Source organism: Streptomyces sp. NPDC001848 (assembly GCF_042891915.1).
Taxonomy (GTDB): Bacteria; Actinomycetota; Actinomycetes; order Streptomycetales; family Streptomycetaceae; genus Streptomyces.
The window spans coordinates 201,422-223,194 of the sequence record NZ_JBIATP010000002.1; the positions used below are offsets into that span (position 1 = coordinate 201,422).

Below are 21,773 nucleotides of genomic sequence, written 5' to 3' on the forward strand. Positions count from 1 at the left end.
CCGTCACGCCGTCCGGCCACGCCGTCCGGTCACGCCGTCCCGTCACGCCGTCCGGTGAGTCCGCCCGGTCACGGCCGGAGCGCCGCCCGCAGCGCGTCCTCGATCCCCGGGAACGTGAACGAGAACCCGGACTCCAGCAGCCGCCTCGGCACCACCCGGGCGCTGCCGAGCACGTCCCCGGCCATCTCGCCGAGCGCCAGCCGCAGTGCGGGCGCGGGCACCGAGAAGAGCGTCGGCCGGTGCAGCACCCGTCCCATCGCCGCCGTGATCTCACCGTTCGTCAGCGGTTCGGGAGCCGTCAGGTTGAACGGCCCGGACAGCCCCTCGGTACCGAGGAGATGGCGGATCGCCGCCACCTCGTCGTACAGCGAGATGAACGACCAGTACTGGCGCCCGTCCCCCATCCGCCCCCCGAGCCCCGCCCGGAAGAGCGGGAACAGCCGCCCCCAGGCGCCGCCTTCACGCGCCACCACCAGCCCGGTGCGCAGGAACACCGTCCGCACGCCCGCCTCCCGCGCGGGAGCCGTCGCCTCCTCCCACTCCACGCACATCCGGGACAGGAAGCCGTCCCCGGGCGGGGCCTCCTCGTCGACCACCCGGTCCCCGGTCTCGCCGTAGTAGCCGATCGCACTGGCGTTCACCAGGACACGCGGCGGCTCGGGCAGGGCGGCGACGGCCTCCGCGAGCGCCGCCGTCCCGAGCACCCTGCTGTCCCGCAGCGTCTTCTTGTACGCCTCCGTCCAGCGGTGGTCGCCGACACCGGCCCCCGCGAGGTTGACCACCGCGTCGCACCCGGCCAGCCCGGTCGTGTCGATGTACTGCCCCTCCGGATCCCAGCAGATCTCGTCCTTGCCCCGGGCGGAGCGGCGCACCAGGCGCACCACCTCGTGCCCCTCCGCGGCCAGCGACCGGACCAGGGCACTGCCGATGAGACCGGAGGCACCGGCCACGGCGATCCTTGAAAGTTCCATGAAATCCATCCTGTCGCGCGTCGCCCAAAACCCCGGTCAGGACACTCTTACCCCGCCGTACAGTGATCTTCATGCCCGCTGCGTACATACGTCTGGCCACCCTCGACGACGAGGACGCCCTCGGCCGGCTCGACCGGGAGACCTGGTCCCCGCTGCACGCCGTCCAGCCCCGCCCCCAGCCGCCGTACGAGCCCTTCTACAGCGAGCGCTTCGGGCCACGGGACCACCTCGTCGCGGAACGCGACGGCACCCTCGTCGGCTACATCCGGCTGGGGTTCCCGACCTCGCTCGCGTGCAACTCCCACGTCCGGCAGATCCAGGGCCTGGCCGTCGCCGAGGAGGCGCGCGGCGCCGGCGTCGGCCGGGCATTGCTGCGGGCCGCCCAGGACGAGGCCCGCCGCCGCGGCGCCCGCCGCATCACCCTGCGCGTCCTCGGCCACAACACCCCCGCCCGGGCGCTCTACGAGTCCGAGGGGTTCATGGTGGAGGGTGTCCTGCCCGAGGAGTTCCTGCTGGAGGGCGAGTACGTCGACGACGTGCTCATGGGCCGCTCCCTTTGACGCGTACACGCCGCGCCTCGACGCGCACAGCGGTCAGGACGTGACCAGCTCGCCCGTGTCCACCGGCGCCGTGGCGTTCGCCGCCCGCTGGGCGTCGCCCGCCACCTCGTCCGCCGTCAGCACGTACCCCGTCTCCTGGTCGGAGGTGGACCGGGCGAACACCACGCCGTACACCTCGCCGTCGGTGGTGAGCAGCGGGCCGCCGGAGTTGCCGGGCAGGACGGTGGAGCGGATGGAGTAGATCTCGCGGGTGACGGTGTCCGTGTTGTAGATGTTCTGACCCGTCGCCTGGATCTTGTTCGCGACCGTGGCGGCCCGCAGCGTCAGGTCGCCGTCCTGCGGATAGCCCGCGACCACGGCCGCGTCGCCGCGCTTGGCCCCGTCGTCGAACCGCAGCACGGGCGCCCGCAGGTCCGGCACGTACAGCACGGCCACGTCCCGGTCCGGATCGAAGAGCACCACCCGAGCCGCGTACGCCGGGCCGACGCCTCCCACCCGTACCGTCGGATGGTCGATGCCGGCCACCACGTGGGCGTTGGTCATCACATGCCGCGCCGCGTACAGGAACCCGCTGCCCTCGCGGCCCTGGAGGCCCGAGGCGCCCTCGATCTTGACCGTGCTCAGCTTGGCGGCGTTGGTCGCGCTCGGTGTGACGTTGTCCCCGGAGGGCTTGGCCACCGTGGCCGTCGGCTCGTTCTCGAAGGGGTTGAAGACCTGCGGGAAGCCCGCCTGGGTGAGCGCGGAGGTGGCCCGCGAGAACCAGGTGGGGGTGGTGTCCGGCATCACGTTCTGCACGGCGCCCAGCAGCCGTGAGTCCCGGATCGCCTCGGTGACCAGCGGTGAGGAGGAGGCGCCGAGGACGCTCGCGGCCACCCACGCCACGATCAACACCGCCAGCGAGTTCGCCGCCGCCCCACCGATCCCGTCGGCCACCCTGAGCGGCCCGCGGTCCAGCTCGCGCCGCAGCCTCAGCGCGAGCCGGCCCGCCAGCTCGTGGCCGATCGCCGCCGGGACCAGAACCGTGAACACCGCCGCCACCGTCGCCGCGGTCGTCCCCCGCGTCACCAGGTGCATCACCCAGGGCAGGATCCACACACCGACGACGGCGCCGCCCACGAAACCGGCCAGGGAGACACAGCCGGCCACCAGTCCGCGCCGGTAGCCGGACGCCGCGTAGGCCAGGATGACCAGCACCAGAAGGATGTCGAGCAGGTCCACGAAGCCGCCTTTCTCTTGGACCCCTTAGTACGCGCAGCGGGGGTCCGGTGATCAGCCCCGCGCACGTGGGCCCGGAAATCGGCCACGCGCGCGACGACCTTTCGCTGCATCACCCGGGGACCACCTCCGCACCCCTGGCCGGTGTGCGGTCGCCCGGGCGACCCGCGCGGCGCGCACTGGTGAAAACGTCCTGGACCGGGACGATGGTTCCACCGGGTGGCACAGCACACATCGCGGACGCGGCGTACGGCATGGACAGTGGGTCCATGCGTGTCTTCCGAAGAGCACGAAGGGGCAGAAAGAGACGCCCGCTCCGGTCGCTCCGTTCGGTGCGGATCTCGGGTGTCGTCCTGCTCCTGGTCGGCTGTCTGCCCGGACTCACCGCCGGTGCCGCGCTGGTGATCGGGACCCTGGGGGCCGAAACCCCGGTCCAGGTACGGCCCCCACAGTGGCCGGCCGGCGCCCGAACCGCCGTCCTGCACACGGCACCCAGGCCGCGCATCCTGCCGCGGTCCGCCTGGGCGAACGCGGAGGAAGGCGCCGGGAGCCGGCCGGCGCCGCGCTACGACGACAAGGTCGTCGCCGTCTTCGTGCACCACACCGCCTCGCCCAACCGGTACGACTGCGCCGACACGCCCCGCATCATCCGGGCGCTGTACGCGGGCCAGATCGGCTACCGCCGCTGGGACGACATCGGTTACAACTTCCTGGTCGACCGCTGCGGCACGATCTACGAGGGCCGCACGGGCGGCGTCGAACGTCCCGTCACCGGCGCCCACACCCAGGGCTTCAACCACCGCACCACGGGCATCGCCGCCATCGGCACCTTCTCCCAGGGCGTGCCCGTGCCCAAGGCGATGACCGACGCGATCGCCGCCCTGGCCGCGTGGAAGCTGGGCCTCGTGGACGTCGACCCGCGCAGCAAGGTCAAGCTGGTCTCCAGCAACGGCCAGAGCCGGTACCAGGAGGGCAGCACCGCCCTGCTGCCCGCCCTCGCCGGCCACAACGACGGCTACAGCACCAACTGCCCCGGCGCGGCCCTCACCGCCCTGCTCCCCTCGATCAGACAGAAGGCGGCCCATCTGCAGGGCAGGAAGTGACGGCCCATCACGCCCGCTGTCCCGGTCCGGCCGGGGCCCCGGTCCACAGCAACGCCACAGGCCGTCCGAAGGGTCCTGAGAACCCGGCGGCCTACCGTTCTCGGCAACAGCCGACCGGAGGTGGGACCATGAGCAACAGCCGTACGCGGACGAGGACGACAGGGCCGAGCACCTGGGCCGGAGCCGTGCGCAACCCGTGGACGGTGCTCTGCGTGGCCGCCACGGTCGTCCTCGGCCCGGCCGCCGCCACGGCGTCCGCCCTGGACCAGGCCAACAAGGCGCCGCTCCACCACGTTCTCGGCAACAGCCGACCGGAGGTGGGACCATGAGCAACAGCCGTACGCGGACGAGGACGACAGGGCCGAGCACCTGGGCCGGAGCCGTGCGCAACCCGTGGACGGTGCTCTGCGTGGCCGCCACGGTCGTCCTCGGCCCGGCCGCCGCCACGGCGTCCGCCCTGGACCAGGCCAACAAGGCGCCGCTCCACCAGGCGGCGAAGCACGACCGGGCGCCGCACCCCCACCTCCCGGGCGCCGGCCCGGCCCAGGCCTACCTGCCCTCGGCCCCGACCCGCCGGCGCGTGGCCTGAGGCTCATGCCTGCCGCGGCACTAGGAGCGGAAACGGTCCCAGAGCCTCGGGTAGCGCTCGGCCAGCACGGAGTCCTGCTCCAGGTCGAACGGCGTGCCCTCCGGCTCCGCGGGCGTGGGCGGGATGTCCAGGTCGGGCGTTTCGGTGCCGGTGAGCTGTTCGTACGCCTCGTCCGCCGCGTAGCCGAGTTCCTCTCCTTCGCCGTCGATCTCCTCGTCGAAGTCCTCCAGCAGGTCGGCGAGCGAGTCGGGATCGTGCAGGGCGCCCTCGAAGACATGCCGGCCCTGGCCGATCAGCCAGCACCGGAAGGAGTCGAACGCGTCGTCGCTGGCCCCGTCGAGCAGTACCCAGGCGGCACCCCACAGGTCCCATCGGTACGAGCGGTTGAACCGGGACTCGAAGTGACGGGCGAAGTCCAGGACCGACTCCGGGTCCAGCTGCAGCAGCCGCTCGACGAGCATGTCGGCCTGCTCCTCGGGGTCGCCCTCGGCGGCCTCGCGGCTCGCGTCCATCAGCTCCCAGAACTCCGTCTCGTCCATCACGGGACCAGCATCGGCCTTCGGGGCAAGGGGCGCACGCGGAGTACGCCGGGACGTCAGGCGCCGTAGAGCCCCGCCAGCCGCCGCGCGTCGCTCACGAAACGCGCGCGCAGCCCCTCGGGCGACAGCACCTCGACCTCCGGACCGAGCGCCGTGAGCTGTGTGTGGGCGACCTCCTCGGACTCCACGGGCAGGGCCGCCGTCACCCACCCGCGCGCGTCCGGGGCGCCCGCGTCCCGCAGCGCCTGACGGGCCGAGGCGCGGCCGACGGCGTACGGCAGTCTTCGCACGCCCTCCTCCGACAGCCGCACCACGACCTCCGCCCGCAGGATCGACCGCGCGAACTCCTCGGCCCGTTCCGCCCAGAAGGCGGGCAGGTCGAACTCCTCGTCCCGGGCGAAGCGTTCCGCGCCCACGTCCACGACCGTGAAACGGTCGATGCGGTACACCCGAAAAGAGCCGTGCCCCGCGCCCCCTGCGGCTCGCCTCCGGGGCGCCTCCCCCGGCGCCGAGGGTTCGACCGCGCTCAGTCCTTCGGGCCTCCGCGCCGCCCCGAGCTCTCGACTTCGCTGGAGCAGGGGGGACCCGCACGCACCCTCGGCACCGGCACGCCCCTGCGGCTCACCGATCCGCGCGCACAAGTACCAGACGCCCGCCTTCAGCACGAGCCCGTACGGCTCCAGTGCGCGCTCGACCACGTCCTCGCCGCGCCGGTAGCCGGCGGTGATCCGCCGGTCGTCCCAGACCGCGTCCGCCACGGCCGGCAGCAACGCAGGCGTCCCGGGCTCCTTGAACCAGTCGGGCGCGTCCAGATGGAACCGCTGTGCCGCCGTGCGCGGCGCGTCGCGCAGGGAGGGGAGGAGGGCCGCGGACACCTTCAGCCGGGCCGCCGAGGCCACGTCCTGAAGACCCATCTCGCGCAGTGCGCCCGGCACGCCGCTGAGGAACAGCGCCTCGGCCTCGCCGCGGGCCAGACCGGTCAGCCGGGTGCGGTACCCGCCGACCAGACGGTAGCCGCCCGCCCGCCCCCGGTCCGCGTACACCGGGATCCCCGCCTCCGAGAGCGCCTGCGCGTCCCGGGTGACGGTCCGCTCGGACACCTCCAGCTCCTTCGCCAGCTCGGCGGCGGTCATGGAGGGGCGGGACTGCAGCAGCAGCACCATTTTGATCAGACGGGCGGCACGCATGGGTTCATGATGCCGGGGCCACTGATTTCGTGGCTCGTTCGCCCACGGGGGCGCCTCTCACGGCAGTGAAGGGGTACGGCGAGACCGCCGTACCCCTTCACCGGACCTCAGGCCTTACAGGCCGTACTTCTCCCGGGCCTCCTTCACGGCCGCCGCCTTGACCTCGCCGCGCTTCGCGAGCTGGGCGAGGGCCGCGACCACGATCGACTCGGCGTCGACGCCGAAGTGGCGGCGGGCCGCCTCACGGGTGTCGGAGAGGCCGAAGCCGTCGGCGCCCAGCGAGGACCAGTCCTGCTCCACCCACTGCGCGATCTGGTCCGGGACCTGGCGCATGTAGTCGGAGACGGCCAGCACCGGGCCCTCGGCGCCCTGCAGCGCCTGGCGCACGTACGGCACCCGCTCCTCGCCCCGCAGCAACGCCGCGTCCGCCTCCAAGGCGTCACGGCGCAGCTCCGTCCAGGAGGTCGCCGACCAGACGTCCGCGGCCACGCCCCACTCCTCGGCGAGCAGCTTCTGCGCCTTCAGCGCCCAGTGGATCGCGGTACCGGAACCCAGCAGCTGGATGCGCGGAGCGTTGGCCGCAGGGGCGAGACCCGCCGACTCCGCCGTGTTGAAGCGGTACAGGCCCTTGACGATGCCCTCGTCGATGCCGGGGGCGGCCGGCTTCGCCGGCTGCGGCAGCGGCTCGTTGTAGACGGTGAGGTAGTAGAAGACGTTCTGGTCCTCGCCCGGGGCCGCCTCGCCGTACATCCGGCGCAGACCGTCCCGCACGATGACCGCGATCTCGTACGCGAACGCCGGGTCGTACGTCAGCGCCGCCGGGTTGGTCGCGGCGATGACGGGGGAGTGGCCGTCCGCGTGCTGCAGGCCCTCACCGGTCAGCGTGGTACGGCCGGCCGTGGCGCCGACGAGGAAGCCGCGGCCGAGCTGGTCGCCGAGCTGCCACATCTGGTCGGCGGTGCGCTGCCAGCCGAACATCGAGTAGAAGATGTAGAACGGGATCATCGGCTCGCCGTGCGTCGCGTACGACGTGGAGGCGGCGATGAAGTCGGCCATCGAACCGGCCTCGGTGATCCCCTCGTTGAGGATCTGGCCGTTCTTGGCCTCCTTGTAGTACATCAGCTGGTCGCGGTCGACCGGCTCGTACGTCTGGCCCTTGGGCGAGTAGATGCCGAGCGACGGGAAGAGCGACTCCATGCCGAAGGTGCGCGCCTCGTCCGGGACGATCGGCACCCAGCGCTTACCCGTCTCCTTGTCGCGGACCAGGTCCTTGACCAGACGGACGAACGCCATGGTGGTGGCGACGTTCTGCGAGCCGGAACCCTTGTCGAACGCGGCGAACGCCTTCTCGGCCGGGGCCGGCAGCGGGGCCACCGGGTGGACGCGGCGGGCCGGGGCCGGGCCGCCGAGGGCCGCGCGGCGCTCCTGGAGGTAGCGGACCTCGGGGGAGTCGGCGCCCGGGTGGCCGTAGGGGACCACGCCGTCGACGAAGTCGCTGTCCTTGATCGGCAGGCCGAGGCGGTCGCGCATCGCCTTGAACTCGTCCACCGTCAGCTTCTTCATCTGGTGGTTGGCGTTCTTGGAGGCGAAGCCCTCACCGAGGGTGTGGCCCTTGACCGTCTGGGCCAGGATCACGGTCGGGGCGCCCTTGTGCTCCAGGGCGGCCTTGTACGCGGCGTACACCTTGCGCGCCTCGTGACCGCCACGGGAGACGTGGAAACACTCGAGGATCTTGTCATCGCTCAGCAGCTTCGCCATCTCGACGAGCGCCGGGTCCTTGCCGAAGAAGTCCTCGCGGATGTAGGCGGCGTCACGGGTCTGGTACGTCTGGACCTGCGCGTCCGGTACCTCGCGCAGCCGCCGTACCAGCGCGCCCGTCGTGTCGAGGGCGAACAGCTCGTCCCAGGTCGTGCCCCACAGCGTCTTGACCACGTTCCAGCCGGCGCCGCGGAACTGGGCCTCCAGCTCCTGCACGATCTTGAAGTTGGCGCGGACCGGGCCGTCCAGGCGCTGCAGGTTGCAGTTGATGACGAAGGTGAGGTTGTCCAGCTCCTCACGGGCGGCGAGCGCGAGGGCCGCCGTCGACTCCGGCTCGTCCATCTCGCCGTCACCGAGGAACGCCCACACGTGCGAGGCGGAGACGTCCTTGATGCCGCGGCTGGTGAGGTAGCGGTTGAAGCGCGCCTGGTAGATGGCGGAGAGCGGGCCGAGGCCCATCGACACCGTCGGGAACTCCCACAGCCAGGGCAGGCGGCGCGGGTGCGGGTAGGAGGGCAGGCCGTTGCCGCCGGCCTCCTGGCGGAAGTTGTCCAGGTGCTGCTCAGTCAGGCGGCCGTCGAGGAAGGCGCGGGCGTAGATGCCGGGGGAGGCGTGGCCCTGGATGTAGAGCTGGTCGCCCGAGCCGTCGCCCTCCTTGCCCTTGAAGAAGTGGTTGAAGCCGGTCTCGTACAGCCAGGCGGCGGAGGCGAAGGTGGCGATGTGGCCGCCGACGCCGTGTTTGCTGCCGCGCGTCACCATGGCCGCCGCGTTCCAGCGGTTCCAGGCGGTGATCCGGGCCTCCATCTCCTCGTCACCGGGCACGGACGGCTCGGCGGCGGTGGGGATGGAGTTGACGTAGTCGGTCTCGAGGAGCTTCGGCAGCGCGACGCCGGCCCCTTCGGCGCGCTCCAGCGTGCGGCGCATCAGGTACGCGGCACGGTGCGGCCCGGCCGCCTTGGCGACGGCGTCCAGGGAGGCCTGCCATTCGGCGGTCTCCTCCGGGTCGCGGTCCGGGAGCTGGTCGAGCTCGCTCGGCTGGATGGCGTAGGGGTCGGTCATGTCGCCGCCTTCCTCAGTCGAAGGGGGTGCCCTCATCGGTAAGGGTCGGGGTGCCCTTGGTCTTTGGCAGGACAGGGCGTGGGCTTGGGTGCGGTGCCGGTTTGCGGCTCCGTCGCGTGGCCCATCGGGGACTCTAACTCGCTGATCGATGATCGATCAAAGGGTTGAGGGGCAAAACCTCTTGATCACGAGAAAGTCGGCACGCGGTGCCTCGGGTGGTGGCACCGGGTGACGTCGTGGCTCGGGGTTTTCGCAGGTCGGGCGACGTATGAGCGGGAGCTCGCTCCGGTGTTCGGGAGGGTTCCCTGAGGGTTCCGTCCGCTCACGCCCTCGGCGCGCAGCCGAGCACGTGAGCCTTCACCAGGTCCGCAATCCTCGGGTCGCGACGCTTGAACGCCTGAACGAGTTCCTCGTGCTCCTCCGCGTACGACTGCTGGACCGTGCCCAGCCAGCGGATCGACAGGGCCGTGAAGACCTCGATGCCCAGGCCCTCCCAGGTGTGCAGCAGCACCGAGTTGCCGGCCGCGCGGACCAGTTCGCGGTGGAAGGCCACCGTGTGCCGCACCTGCGCCGTACCGTCCGACCTGCGGTCCGCCTCGTAGAGCGCGGCCACGTGCGGCTCCAGCGCCGAGCAGTCCTCCGCCAGCCGCTGTGCCGCCAGCTCCGCCGCGATGGCCTCCAGACCGGCCCGGACCGGGTAACTCTCCTCCAGGTCGCCCGCCGTCAGGTTCCGCACCCGTACGCCCTTGTTCGGCGCCGACTCGATCAGCCGCAGTGACTCCAGCTCCCGCAGCGCTTCGCGCACCGGGGTCTGGCTGACCTCCAGCTCGGTCGCGATCCGCCGCTCCACGATCCGCTCGCCCGGCTTCCAACGACCGCTGACGATCCCCTCCACGATGTGCTCGCGGATCTGTTCGCGCAGCGAGTGGACGACGGGCGCGGTCATGAGGGCTCCTTAAGGAGGGGCAATCCAATGCAGCGGCCCGAAGGGCCTCGTTGAGGGGTGGCGGTCGGGCGACGGGCGGGACCCCGGGGGCGTTGACGTTTAGACAATACGGCCGCCAACGCCCGGGGGAAGGGCGCATACCGGCGCTTCAGCGCAGGTGAGACGAGGCTTACACCCGGCAAACGCGACGCCCCCGCCCGGACAGCTCCGGACGGGGGCGTCGTACAGCCGTATCCCTGAGGGGATCAGAGGCCGAGCTCGACCTCGAACTCGCCCGCCTCCAGGATCGCCTTGACCGCCGTCAGGTAACGGGCCGCGTCGGCGCCGTCCACCAGGCGGTGGTCGTAGGAGAGGGTCAGGTAGGTCATGTCGCGGACGCCGATGACCGTACCCTCCTCCGTCTCGATGACGGCCGGGCGCTTGACCGTGGCGCCGATGCCGAGGATCGCGACCTGGCCCGGCGGCACGATGATCGTGTCGAACAGGGCACCGCGCGAACCGGTGTTGGAGATGGTGAAGGTCGCGCCGGACAGCTCGTCCGGGGTGATCTTGTTCGCCCGGACCTTGCCCGCGAGCTCGGCGGTGGCCTTGGCGATACCGGCGATGTTGAAATCACCGGCGTTCTTGATGACCGGGGTCATCAGGCCCTTCTCGGAGTCCACCGCGATACCGATGTGCTCGGTGTCGAAGTAGGTGATGGTCCCCTCGGCCTCGTTGATCCGGGCGTTGATGACCGGGTGGGCCTTGAGCGCCTGGGCGGCGGCCTTGACGAAGAACGGCATCGGGGAGAGCTTGACGCCCTCGCGCGCCTGGAACGAGGCCTTGGCCCGCTCGCGCAGCTTCATCAGGCGGGTCACGTCGACCTCGACCACCGAGGACAGCTGGGCCTGCTCGTGCAGGGCCTTGACCATGTTGTCGCCGATGACCTTGCGGATCCGCGGCATCTTGATGGTCTGGCCGCGCAGCGGGGAGACCTCAAACGCCGGGGCCTTCCTGGCGGCCGGGGCAGCTGCGGCCGGGGCCGGGGAAGCGGCGGCGGCCTTCGCGGCCTCGGCGGCGGCGATGACGTCCTGCTTGCGGATACGGCCGCCGACGCCCGTGCCCTTGACGGTGGCCAGGTCGACGCCGTTCTCGGCGGCGAGCTTGCGCACCAGCGGGGTCACGTAGGCACCCTCGTCGGTCGGCTGGGCGGCGGCCGGAGCAGCCGGGGCCGGGGCGGGCGCGGGCACGGCCGGCGCGGGAGCCGGAGCCGGGGCGGCCGGGGCCGCAGCGGCGGGCGCCGCCGGGGCGGCGGGGGCCGCCGGGGCGGCGGGGGCCGCCGGGGCGGCGGGGGCCGCCGGGGCGGCGGGGGCCGCCGGGGCGGCGGGGGCCGGAGCCGGGGCCGGGGCGGCCGGGGCCTCGGCGGCGGGCGCCGGAGCGGGGGCGGCCGGGGCCGGGGCGGCCGCCGGAGCGGCACCCGGGGCGCCGATGACGGCGAGCTTGGCGCCGACCTCGGCGGTCTCGTCCTCGCCGACCACGATCTCCAGCAGCACACCGGAGGTGGGCGCCGGGATCTCGGTGTCGACCTTGTCCGTGGAGACCTCGAGCAGCGGCTCGTCGGCCTCGACGGTGTCGCCGACCGACTTCAGCCAGCGGGTGACGGTGCCCTCGGTGACGGACTCGCCGAGCGCGGGCAGGACCACCTCGGTGCCCTCGGCGGTGCCGGCACCTGCGGTGGCCTCGGCGGTCGGGGCCGGAGCCGGGGCGGCCTGCTCGGTGGAGGGGGCGGCCGGGGCCTGGGCGGCCGGAGCGGCCGTGGGAGTGGGAGCCGGGGCGGGAGCGGCCTCGGCGGCCGGGGCCGGGGCGGCGGCCGGGGCACCGGTGCCGTCGTCGATGACGGCCAGCTCGGCGCCGACCTCCACCGTCTCGTCCTCGGCGACCTTGATGGAGGACAGCACACCGGACGCCGGCGCCGGGATCTCGGTGTCGACCTTGTCGGTCGAGACCTCGAGCAGCGGCTCGTCGGCCTCGACGCGCTCACCCTCGGCCTTCAGCCAGCGGGTGACAGTGCCCTCGGTGACGCTCTCGCCGAGCGCCGGAAGGGTTACGGAAACCGCCATGGTTTCGGTTGCTCCTTACAAGTGCGGAAGTCTGTGTCGTCGCGTTCGTCGACCGAGGGTCAGTCGTGCGCGTGCAGCGGCTTGCCGGCCAGCGCCAGGTGCGCCTCGCCGAGCGCCTCGTTCTGCGTCGGGTGGGCGTGGATGAGCTGGGCCACCTCGGCCGGCAGCGCCTCCCAGTTGTAGATCAGCTGGGCCTCGCCGACCTGCTCGCCCATGCGGTCGCCGACCATGTGGACGCCGACCACGGCACCGTCCTTGACCTGGACGAGCTTGATCTCGCCCGCGGTCTTGAGGATCTTGCTCTTTCCGTTGCCCGCGAGGTTGTACTTCAGGGCGACGACCTTGTCCGCGCCGTAGATCTCCTTGGCCTTGGCCTCGGTGATACCGACGGAGGCGACCTCGGGGTGGCAGTAGGTCACGCGCGGCACGCCGTCGTAGTCGATCGGGACGACCTTCAGGCCGGCCAGGCGCTCCGCCACCAGGATGCCCTCGGCGAAGCCGACGTGGGCGAGCTGGAGGGTCGGGACCAGGTCACCCACGGCGGAGATGGTCGGGACGTTGGTGCGCATGTACTCGTCGACGAGGACGTAGCCGCGGTCCATGGCGACCCCGGCCTCCTCGTAGCCCAGGTTCTGGGAGACCGGGCCGCGGCCGACGGCGACGAGGAGGACCTCGGCCTCGAACTCCTTGCCGTCGGCGAGGGTGACCTTGACACCGTCCTGGGTGTACTCGGCCTTCTGGAAGAAGGTGCCCAGGTTGAACTTGATCCCGCGCTTGCGGAAGGCGCGCTCGAGCAGCTTGGAGGAGTTCTCGTCCTCGACCGGGACGAGGTGCTTGAGGCCCTCGATGATCGTGACGTCGGAGCCGAAGGACTTCCACGCGGAGGCGAACTCGACACCGATGACGCCGCCGCCCAGGATGATCGCGGACTGCGGCACGCGGTCCAGGAAGAGGGCGTGGTCGGAGGAGATGATGCGGTTGCCGTCGATCTCCAGACCCGGCAGCGACTTCGGCACGGAGCCGGTCGCCAGGAGGACGTGGCGGCCCTGGATCCGCCGGCCGTTGACGTCCACCGAGGTCGGGGAGGACAGGTAGCCCTCTCCCTCGATGTAGGTCACCTTGCGCGAGGCGATCAGACCCTGCAGACCCTTGTACAGGCCCGAGACGACGTCGTCCTTGTACTTGTTGACGGCCGGTACGTCGATGCCCTCGAAGGTGGTCTTGACACCGAACTGCTCGCTCTCCCGGGCCTGGTCGGCGATCTCGCCCGCGTGCAGCAGGGCCTTGGTGGGGATGCAACCCCGATGCAGGCAGGTGCCGCCGACCTTGTCCTTCTCGATCAGGGCGACGTCCAGGCCCAGCTGCGCCCCGCGCAGGGCCGCGGCGTAACCACCGCTACCACCGCCGAGGATCACTAGGTCGAAAACGGTGCTGGCGTCGTTCGCCACGTCACGTCCTCCATGCATGTGCGCCGTGCGCCGGTCGTCGGTGACCGGCAGGCGGCTGGTGTCCGGCCGCTTGATGCTTCGGCCCTTCGGTGGGGCCCTGTCCTGCCGAGACCCCATCTTTGCACTTGTCGGCGGCTACCGAGACGCCGGGCCGGTGTGTGAGACGTCTGATCCGTCACGTCGCAAGGTCCCGGCGCCGGTGGGCCGTACGGATTTCGTCGAGGGCGTAACCCCCGGGCGAGGGCGAGGGCGGCCCCCTGACCGCGTCGGTCCGGGGGCCGCCCTCAGCGGGTGTGCCGCGATCAGCCCAGGTCGCCGGCGGCCGCCAGCTCCACGAGCCGGACCAGCGTGCGCACCGCCGAACCCGTGCCGCCCTTCGGGGTGTAGCCGAACGGGGCCTGCTCGTTGAAGGCCGGGCCGGCGATGTCCAGGTGGGCCCAGGTGATGCCCTCGCCGACGAACTCCCTCAGGAACAGACCGGCGACCAGGCCACCGCCCATCCGCTCGCCCATGTTGGCGATGTCGGCGGTGGGGGAGTCCATGCCCTTGCGCAGGTGCTCCGGCAGCGGCATCGGCCAGGAGTCCTCGCCGACCTCCTCGGCGGCCTCGTGGACCGCGGTGCGGAACGCGTCGTCGTTCGCCATGATCCCGAAGGTGCGGCTGCCGAGCGCCAGCATCATCGCGCCGGTGAGGGTGGCGACGTCCACGATCGCGTCCGGGTTCTCCTCCGAGGCCGCCCACAGCGCGTCCGCGAGGACCAGCCGGCCCTCGGCGTCCGTGTTGAGCACCTCGACGGTCTTGCCGCTGTACATGCGCAGCACGTCACCGGGGCGGGTCGCGGAGCCCGACGGCATGTTCTCGGCCAGGGCGAGCCAGCCGGTGACGTTCACCTCGAGGCCGAGGCGTGCGGCGGCCACGACCGCGGCGAAGACCGCCGCCGCGCCGGACATGTCGCACTTCATGGTCTCGTTGTGGCCGGCCGGCTTGAGGGAGATGCCGCCCGAGTCGTAGGTGATGCCCTTGCCCACGAAGGCCAGGTGCTTGCTCGCCTTGGAGTGCGTGTACGACAGCTTCACCAGGCGCGGGGCGGAGGCGGAGCCCGCGCCGACGCCGAGGATGCCGCCGTAGCCGCCCTTGGCCAGCGCCTTCTCGTCGAGCACCTGCACCTTGATGCCGTGCTCCTTGGCCGCCGTCTGCGCGAGGGCCGCGAACGCCGCCGGGTTCAGGTCGTTCGGCGGGGTGTTGATCAGGTCGCGGGCGCGGTTGAGCTCCTCGGTGACGGCGACGGCGCGCTCCACGGCCGCCTTGTACGCCTTGTCGCGGGGCTTGCCGCCGAGCAGGGCGACCTCGGCGAGCGGGGCCCTGCCGTTCTTCTTGGCGTTCCGGCCGTTCCCGCCGTTCTCCTTGTACGTGTCGAAGGAGTACGCGCCGAGCAGCGCGCCCTCGCCGACGGCGCCGGCGTCGGCGGCGTCCGTGATCGGCAGCGCGAAGGCGGCCTTCTTGGAGCCGGCGAGCGCGCGGGCCGCGGATCCGGCGGCGCGGCGCAGCGCCTCGGCGGTGAACGCCTCGTCCTTCTCCGGCTCGGCACCGAGGCCCACCGCCACCACGACGGGAGCCTTGAAGCCGGAGGGCGCGGGCAGCTTCGTCACCTCGCCCTCGGCACCCGAGGCACCCAGGGTCTGCAGGATGGCGGCGAGCCTGCCGTCGTACGCCTGGTCCACGGCCTCGGCGCCCGGTGCGACGACCGGGCCCTCAGCGCCCTTCGCGACACCGACCACGATCGCGTCGGCGCGCAGGCCGGCCGCGGCGGCGGTGCTGAGAGTGAGAGCAGTCACGGTGGTGAAATCTCGCTTCCGATTGAGTTTCAGGTGGCCGAACGGATGGGGTCGACCGGCCCGGGAACCGACCCTAGATTGCCGTGCACATCCGGTCTTCACCTGGGCTGGGAAAACACCCTGCACGAGCCTACGCGCGGTGGCCGGTTTCCGTGGTGCCAGGCGTCGGCGATCGCCACCGGGGACGGCCGCGCCGCCCGGAGTCCGCCCCCGTGAAGTGCCGATCGGCCGGCGGTCAACGGCGGTGCGCCCGGCCGGATACGACCCAGGGGGCGCGGCGGCAGCCTGCTCAGCCCAGTGACAGCACGACGAGTGCCGCCGTCGCGGCCGTCTCGGCGAGCCCGCCGAAGACGTCGCCGGTGACCCCGCCGAAGCGGCGCACGCAGTGCCGCAGCAGCAGTTCGGCGACGGCGACCGAGACGACGACCGCGAGGGCCGTACGGGCCGCGTCGTACGACCCGAGGAGCGCGCCCCCGGCCGCGGCGGCCACGGCCACGGCGGCGCCCACCGCCAGCGCACCGCCCACCGGCACCACGCCCGCGACCGCCGCCCCCAGCCCTTCGGGCCGGGCGGCCGGTATGCCGTCCCGCGCGGCCAGGGTGAGGGCCAGCCGGGCCGCCGTCGCGGCGACCACCGCCGCGAGGGCGCCCCGCTCCCAGGAGTGGCCGTACGCCTGCGCGAGGGCCGCCACCTGGGCCGACAGCGCGAAGACCAGCGTGATCACACCGAACGGACCGATGTCGGACTGCTTCATGATCCGCAACGCGTCCTCGGCGGGCCTGCCGCTTCCGAGCCCGTCGGCGGTGTCGGCCAGCCCGTCCAGATGCAGCCCCCGGGTGAGCACGGCGGGCACGGCGGCGCTACCCACGGCGGCGAGCAGGGCTCCTGCCCCGAGCGCCACCATCACCGCCCCGACCAGCCCGGCGATGCCCCCGACGACCACTCCCGCAAGAGGCGCACACAACATGCCCCCGCGCGCCGCGTCCCGGTCCCACCGGGTGACCCTGACGGGGAGCACGGTGAGGGTGCCGAAAGCGAAACGGAGGCCATGAGCGGGCGGGATCCTGGACACGGCGGCAGCGTAACCGGCGGAGCCGGCACGCCCCCGCCCACCTCACCCGCGGGTGTCACGCAACCGGGCACCCGCCGGGGACCGCCGGCGCAGCTCCGACAGCCGGCACAACACCACCACCGCCGCGATCGCCGCGATGTGCTCCTTGCCCGCGAGGTTGTCCTTCACCAGCAGCTCCACCACCATCGCCGCGATCACCACGCCCCCCGTGACGCGCGCGCCGTACCGCCAGCACAGGAACACCGCCAGCCCGATCACGGCCGCCGACGGCCCGGTGTCGACGACCTGCGCGTCCGTCGCGGGCAGCCCCAGCGGATGGTGCGCGCCCAGACCGATGCCCACGCGCGCGTACAGGGTGCCGGCCAGCGTGGCCGTGTAGGCGATCACGAGGGTGCGCCACCAGCCCAGGCAGATCTCGGCGATCCCGAAGACGAACAGCACCTGCAGCAGCGCGCCCCACACCGGCAGGTCGAGAGCCGGTACGAAGAGGGAGAGCGGGGTGCGCAACAGGGCCGGTCGCAGCGGCTCATCGGCCCGTACCGACCCGATGTTCTGTACGAACTCGAAGCCCCACGACTGGTTCTGCACGAACTGCAGCACCGAGGTCAGGCACACGGCCGTGAGCGTCAGCGGCAGCGCCCGCCAGGTGCGCCGAGTGAGGGCCTGACGCACGGTGCCGTACGGCGGTCCCCACTCGGCGCGGACCAGGCGGACGAGGGCGTTCATCCAGCGGTCCGCATCTGTCCGGCGCTCATCGTGTCCCCGGCGCTCGTCATGTCCCCCGTGCTCCTCATCTATGCGACTCAAGGTGCTTGCGGTGCAGCCACTTCGGCAGTCCCGGCGCCTCCAAGAACCCCTCCGCGCGCGCCGAGGCAACGCCGATGCGCAGCAGGTCCGCGCTCTTCTCGAAGAGCAGGAACCTGGGTTCCCAGATGGGCCGGTACTTGGCGTTGGCCCGGTACAGCGACTCGATCTGCCACCAGCGCGAGAAGAAGCTGAGCAGCGAACGCCACAGCCTGAGCACCGGTCCCGCACCGAGTCGTGCACCACGTTCGAAGACGGAGCGGAACATGGCGAAGTTGAGCGACACCTGGGTGATCCCGATCTCGCGGGCGCGGCGCAGCAGTTCGATGACCATGAACTCCATGAGGCCGTTGTCGGAGTCCCGGTCGCGCCGCATCAGGTCCAGCGACAGGCCGTGCGGTCCCCACGGCACGAAGGACAGCAGCGCCCGCAGCCGCCCCTCGCCGTCCCTGCACTCCAGCATCACGCACCGCCCGTCCTCCGGGTCGCCGAGCCTGCCCAGCGCCATGCTGAAGCCGCGTTCGGTGGCCCCGTCGCGCCAGTCGTCGGCCTTCTGCAGCAGGAACGCCATCTCGGCAGCGGGGATGTCCGCGTGGCGCCGGATGCGGACCGTGTATCCGGCGCGCCGGACCCGGTTGCAGGCCTGGCGGACGGTGCGCATCGCCCGCCCCTCCAGGGTGAACTCGCCGACGTCCACGATGGCTTCGTCACCGAGTTCCAGGGCGTCCAGCCCGTGCCGCGCGTAGACGGTCCCGGCCTCCTCGCTCGCGCCCATCACGGCTGGGATCCAGCCGTGCGCGCGGGCCTGGGCGAGCCACGGCTCGATGGCGCCGGGCCAGGCCTCCGGGTCGCCGAGCGGGTCGCCCGAGGCGAGCGAGACCCCGCCGAGGACGCGGTAGGCGACGGCCGCCTTGCCGGTGGGCGACCAGATGACGCTCTTCTCGCGGCGCAGCGCGAAGTAGCCCAGTGAGTCGCGCTCGCCGTGCCGTTCGAGCAGGGCCCGCAGCCGTTTCTCGTCGTCCTCGGTGATCGGGTCGACGGCGCGCCGGGAGCGGAACGCGGCGTACAGGACGGCGAGGACGAGCAGCGTGCTGAACACGTTGATGGTGACGTTGACCCAGTTGGGGGTGGCGATCCCCGGGTAGTGCGAGTCGTCGACGGTGACCGAGACCAGGCGCAGGGTGCCGTAGCGCCAGCGCTCCGGGAAGGTCGAACGGTGGGCGTCCCGCGCGGTGTTGGTGACGGTGACCAGGAGCGCGGCGAGCAGCGAGGCGGTGAGCAGACCGCCGGCGGCGACGGCGGCGGCGAGCCGCGGGTTGGACCGGTCGCCCTTGGCGTAGAACTCGCGGCGGCCGACGAGGAGCGCGCCGGCGAAGGCCGCGGTGAGGACCAGGGAGATCCAGTTCTGGGCGTACTGCCGGATCTCGGGGAACGTCATGGCGAACGCGAACAGCAGCAGGAACGGGCCGCTGAGCGCCAGGTTGAGGATCCACGCGGCCCGTTTGCGACGCCGCATGGTGACGGCGAGGAACATCGTGAACACGCCGGAGGCGAAGCCCGCGGTCAGCAGGTACGGCGTGAAGAGGTTCTCCTGGTTGTGCCGTCGCACGTCCTGCCCGAAGGAGACCCAGACGGCCGAGAGGAAGTTGATGAACGTGACGGCACGCAGGTACCAGACGGCGAACGCGGCGGCCCGCCGGGAGGCCCGCCCCCCGCCCCCCTGCCGAACCGAGCGTTCCCGTTCCACGCTAAATCGGGCATCTCCCATGAAGGGCGATGATATGGGGCGCTTGGGGGCGTGTGGGGGAGCGGTTCGAGGCAGAAATCGGCCGGTTCACTCCTTGTCGTCGGCCTCCGCGGGCTTCTCCGGGAGCTCCGCCGCCAGGGCGGCCGCGGCCTGCACCAGGGGCAGCGCGAGCAGGGCCCCGGCTCCCTCACCGACCGTCACGCCGTGGTCGAGCAGCGGCTCCAGGGCCATCCGGTCCAAAGCCTTGGCCTGGGCCGGCTCCCCGCTGTTCTGGCCCGCCAGCCACCAGTCCGGCGCGCGGAACGCGATCCGCTGCGCCACCAGCGCGCACGCCGCCGACACGACCCCGTCCAGGATCACCGGCGTCTTGCGCACCGCGCACTGCAGCAGGAAGCCGGTCATCGCGGCCAGATCGGCCCCGCCCACCGCCGCCAGCAGCTGCAACTGGTCCCCGAGCACGGGCCGGGCCCGCCGCAGCGCGTCCCGGACCGCCGCGCACTTGCGCATCCACGCCAGGTCGTCGATCGCGAGGCCCCCGCGCCCGGTCACCACGGAGGCGTCGGTCCCGCACAGCGCGGCGATCAGCACGGCCGCCGGCGTCGTCCCGCCGACGCTCACATCGCCGAGGACCACCAGATCCGTCCCGGCGTCCGCCTCCTCGTCCGCGACCGCGACCCCGGCCCGGAACGCCGCCTCCGCCTCCTCGAGGGTCAGTGCGTCCTCCACGTCGATGCGCCCGCTGCCGCGCCGCACCCGGTGCCGTACGACGTCCTCCGGCAGCCCCTCGGGGTCGCAGTCCAGCGCCATGTCGACCACCCGTACGGGCACGTCCAGCTGGCGCGCCAGGATCGACGCCGGGCTGGCGCCCTCCAGGACCGCCCGCACCAGCTGATCGGCACCGCCCGCCGGCCGCGCCGACACGCCGAGCGTTGCGACCCCGTGGTCCCCCGCGAACAGCACCGCGCGCGGCCGCTCGATCAGCCGCACCGGCACGGTGGACTGCGCCGCCGCCAGCCACTCACCTAGGTCGTCCAGGCGCCCCAGGGCCCCGGGCGGAACGATCTGACGCTCCCGGCGCGCCTCCGCGTCGCGGCGCACCCCGCCGTCGGGGCGCTCGATCAGATCGGTGAAGTCGTCGAGATTAAGCGAGCTCATTCGCCGAACAGTACCGGCAGAGATCGAACGCCAACGCGCCACCCGCAGCCATGGGTGCGCCGCGAGGCCACCGGCCGGCCGTCATCCGCGCAGCGTCAGCGCCTGCCCGGCCACCACCAGCAGCACATGCTCGCACTCCGCCGCGAACGCGGCGTTCAGACGGCCCAGTTCGTCCCGGTAGCGGCGGCCGGACGCGGTCGCCGGGACGATGCCGGAGCCCACCTCGTTCGAGACGGCGACGACCGTCCGCCGGGTCTCACGGACCGCCGCCGCCAGCTCCTCCACCCGCCCGCGCAGCGCCCGTTCGCCGCCGGCCGCCCACTCCGCGTCGTCCCACGCGTTCACCGCGTCCATCGCGTCCGTCAGCCACAGCGACAGACAGTCGATCAACAGCGGCGGCCCGTCGTCCTTCAGCAGCGGTACGAGATCGCAGGTCTCGGCGGTGCGCCAGGACCCGGGCCGCCGCTCCCGGTGCGCGGCCACCCGCGCCGCCCACTCCGTGTCCCCGCCCCGCGTGCCGCCCGTCGCCACGTACAGCACGTCCGGGAACGCCTCCAGGCGCCGCTCCGCCTCCACCGACTTGCCCGACCGCGCCCCGCCCAGCACAAGGGTGCGCCGAGGGACGTCCGGTGCGTCCTCACAGGCGCCGACGGCCAGCATCGTGCCGTCCGGCACCGCCCGCGCTCCCGCCGCCGCGAGCCGCCGCGCCAGCTCGGTGCCCGGCGGCACCTCATGGTCCAGATGGGCGGCGACGACGTCCGTGGTCGGCCCGAGCGCCCCCACCGCCCGCAGCTTCGCCAGCGCGTCCGGCCGCCCCACGACATCGGCGACCACCATGTCGTACGGCTCCGCCGGCCCCGTCAGCCCCGCGGGCGCCGCACCCGGCGGCAGATACAGCAGCCGTGTCCCGTCCGGGCCGGTCACCGCGTATCCCGTGCCCGGGGCGTCCATCGCGAGCGCCCGCACCCGGTGCCCGGTCAGCAGCGCCAACTGCCGCCCGTCCGGCACCCGTCCGGGCTGCGGCAGGCCCGCCGGGACCTCCACCGGGGGACCGCCGTGCGGATGCGTGAGCAGCACCTGCCGTACGCCCGCCAGCGACTGCCCGGCACGCGCTGCGGCGAACGCCGCGCCCGGCGTGAGGTCGAGCAGCAGCGCCCCGTCCACGAGCAGGGAGGTCGCCGCCCGCGCCGCGGGCCCGAGCGCCCGCGCGCAGGCGGCGCAGGGACAGCCGGGACGGGGGAGGCCGAGCGGGGCACCGGTACCGAGCAGAGTGAGTTCCACGGACTTGATTTTCCCGGGTCGTCGCAGGTGTTGCGCGCCCGGCTAGGCTCAGATCACGAGCCGGACAAGATCCGGCCCCTGGTCCGCAGGTGCTCACATCGTGGAGGCGTAGATGGTGGCATGGACGTGGCGGTTCGAGAAGGCCGACGGAACGGAGGTCCAGCCCGCGGTCGCGCCCGAGGAGTTCACCACGCAGGGGGACGCCGAGTCCTGGATCGGGGAGCACTGGAAGGAACTGCTCGCCGGAGGAGCCGACCAGGTGCGGCTGTTCGAGGACGGCACGGAGATCTACGGGCCGATGAGCCTGCACGCCGAGGAGTAGTCCACCGGCGGGGGGCGAGGGCCCGGGTCCACGGCACGGGTCGAGGCCCGGGGTCCACCGGCGCGGGGCGAGGGCCCGAGTCC

The 21,773-nt window shown here is 72.7% G+C and carries 19 protein-coding genes; 5 read left to right on the forward strand and 14 right to left on the reverse strand.

Going from position 1 to position 21,773, the window contains the following annotated elements; translation table 11 throughout:
• Positions 1–68: 68 nt before the first annotated feature.
• A complete protein-coding gene (locus ACFYZJ_RS03990) occupies positions 69–971 on the reverse strand; it encodes a TIGR01777 family oxidoreductase (protein ID WP_388562554.1) in 903 nt (300 codons plus the stop codon).
• Positions 972–1,042: 71 nt separating this feature from the next.
• Between ACFYZJ_RS03990 and ACFYZJ_RS03995 the strand changes: the two genes are divergently transcribed.
• Positions 1,043–1,531, forward strand: coding sequence for a GNAT family N-acetyltransferase (locus ACFYZJ_RS03995; RefSeq protein WP_388562557.1), 489 nt, complete (start codon positions 1,043–1,045; stop codon positions 1,529–1,531).
• 33 nt (positions 1,532–1,564) lie between these two features.
• On the opposite strand, the gene ACFYZJ_RS04000 is transcribed toward ACFYZJ_RS03995, so the two are convergent.
• Positions 1,565–2,749, reverse strand: a complete 1,185-nt coding sequence (locus ACFYZJ_RS04000; RefSeq protein ID WP_388562559.1) for a MarP family serine protease — start codon at positions 2,747–2,749, stop codon at positions 1,565–1,567.
• Between the two features lie 329 nt (positions 2,750–3,078).
• Here ACFYZJ_RS04000 and ACFYZJ_RS04005 point away from each other — a divergent pair, with 329 nt between their 5' ends.
• The 3 genes from ACFYZJ_RS04005 (at position 3,079) to ACFYZJ_RS04015 (ending at position 4,438) form a co-directional block, all read left to right on the forward strand.
• Entirely contained in the window at positions 3,079–3,849 is a 771-nt protein-coding gene (locus ACFYZJ_RS04005; protein ID WP_388562562.1) for a peptidoglycan recognition protein, read from the forward strand.
• A 128-nt stretch (positions 3,850–3,977) separates the two neighbouring features.
• Complete coding sequence (locus ACFYZJ_RS04010) at positions 3,978–4,178, forward strand: hypothetical protein (protein WP_388562564.1); 201 nt, start codon at positions 3,978–3,980, stop codon at positions 4,176–4,178.
• The gene (locus ACFYZJ_RS04015; RefSeq protein ID WP_388562566.1) at positions 4,175–4,438 is read left to right on the forward strand and encodes a hypothetical protein; all 264 of its coding nucleotides are present in this window, start codon (positions 4,175–4,177) and stop codon (positions 4,436–4,438) included. Before ACFYZJ_RS04010 ends, ACFYZJ_RS04015 begins: the two co-directional genes overlap by 4 nt.
• A gap of 20 nt (positions 4,439–4,458) precedes the next feature.
• Here ACFYZJ_RS04015 and ACFYZJ_RS04020 read toward each other — a convergent pair whose 3' ends face one another.
• The 12 genes from ACFYZJ_RS04020 to ACFYZJ_RS04075 all read right to left on the reverse strand — a co-directional run bounded on the left by ACFYZJ_RS04020 (position 4,459) and on the right by ACFYZJ_RS04075 (position 21,368).
• A complete protein-coding gene (locus tag ACFYZJ_RS04020) occupies positions 4,459–4,977 on the reverse strand; it encodes a DUF4240 domain-containing protein (RefSeq protein WP_388563367.1) in 519 nt (172 codons plus the stop codon).
• A 56-nt stretch (positions 4,978–5,033) separates the two neighbouring features.
• Positions 5,034–6,164, reverse strand: a complete 1,131-nt coding sequence (locus ACFYZJ_RS04025; protein ID WP_388562568.1) for a helix-turn-helix transcriptional regulator — start codon at positions 6,162–6,164, stop codon at positions 5,034–5,036.
• Between the two features lie 114 nt (positions 6,165–6,278).
• The gene (gene aceE, locus ACFYZJ_RS04030) at positions 6,279–8,981 is read right to left on the reverse strand and encodes a pyruvate dehydrogenase (acetyl-transferring), homodimeric type (RefSeq protein ID WP_388562570.1); all 2,703 of its coding nucleotides are present in this window, start codon (positions 8,979–8,981) and stop codon (positions 6,279–6,281) included.
• Positions 8,982–9,303: 322 nt separating this feature from the next.
• Complete coding sequence (locus ACFYZJ_RS04035) at positions 9,304–9,927, reverse strand: GntR family transcriptional regulator (protein ID WP_388562572.1); 624 nt, start codon at positions 9,925–9,927, stop codon at positions 9,304–9,306.
• A 245-nt stretch (positions 9,928–10,172) separates the two neighbouring features.
• Positions 10,173–12,026: a 2-oxoglutarate dehydrogenase, E2 component, dihydrolipoamide succinyltransferase gene (gene sucB, locus ACFYZJ_RS04040; RefSeq protein ID WP_388562574.1), complete on the reverse strand. Its 1,854-nt coding sequence runs from the start codon at positions 12,024–12,026 to the stop codon at positions 10,173–10,175.
• A 59-nt stretch (positions 12,027–12,085) separates the two neighbouring features.
• Positions 12,086–13,474 carry a dihydrolipoyl dehydrogenase gene (lpdA, locus tag ACFYZJ_RS04045; RefSeq protein ID WP_388562576.1) on the reverse strand — a complete coding sequence of 463 codons (1,389 nt, stop codon included), beginning with the start codon at positions 13,472–13,474 and terminating at the stop codon, positions 12,086–12,088.
• 302 nt (positions 13,475–13,776) lie between these two features.
• Positions 13,777–15,309 carry a leucyl aminopeptidase gene (locus ACFYZJ_RS04050; RefSeq protein WP_388562578.1) on the reverse strand — a complete coding sequence of 511 codons (1,533 nt, stop codon included), beginning with the start codon at positions 15,307–15,309 and terminating at the stop codon, positions 13,777–13,779.
• Positions 15,310–15,598: 289 nt separating this feature from the next.
• Positions 15,599–16,381 carry an adenosylcobinamide-GDP ribazoletransferase gene (locus tag ACFYZJ_RS04055; RefSeq protein ID WP_388562580.1) on the reverse strand — a complete coding sequence of 261 codons (783 nt, stop codon included), beginning with the start codon at positions 16,379–16,381 and terminating at the stop codon, positions 15,599–15,601.
• A gap of 42 nt (positions 16,382–16,423) precedes the next feature.
• Entirely contained in the window at positions 16,424–17,107 is a 684-nt protein-coding gene (locus ACFYZJ_RS04060; protein ID WP_388562582.1) for a hypothetical protein, read from the reverse strand.
• Between the two features lie 64 nt (positions 17,108–17,171).
• Positions 17,172–18,953: a phosphatidylglycerol lysyltransferase domain-containing protein gene (locus ACFYZJ_RS04065; protein WP_388562584.1), complete on the reverse strand. Its 1,782-nt coding sequence runs from the start codon at positions 18,951–18,953 to the stop codon at positions 17,172–17,174.
• 66 nt (positions 18,954–19,019) lie between these two features.
• A complete protein-coding gene (gene cobT, locus ACFYZJ_RS04070; protein ID WP_388562586.1) occupies positions 19,020–20,087 on the reverse strand; it encodes a nicotinate-nucleotide--dimethylbenzimidazole phosphoribosyltransferase in 1,068 nt (355 codons plus the stop codon).
• Between the two features lie 81 nt (positions 20,088–20,168).
• Positions 20,169–21,368: a bifunctional adenosylcobinamide kinase/adenosylcobinamide-phosphate guanylyltransferase gene (locus tag ACFYZJ_RS04075; protein ID WP_388562588.1), complete on the reverse strand. Its 1,200-nt coding sequence runs from the start codon at positions 21,366–21,368 to the stop codon at positions 20,169–20,171.
• Positions 21,369–21,480: 112 nt separating this feature from the next.
• Between ACFYZJ_RS04075 and ACFYZJ_RS04080 the strand changes: the two genes are divergently transcribed.
• On the forward strand, positions 21,481–21,690 hold the full coding sequence (locus ACFYZJ_RS04080; protein WP_200417016.1) for a hypothetical protein: 210 nt from the start codon (positions 21,481–21,483) through the stop codon (positions 21,688–21,690).
• The last annotated feature ends 83 nt before the right edge of the window (positions 21,691–21,773 follow it).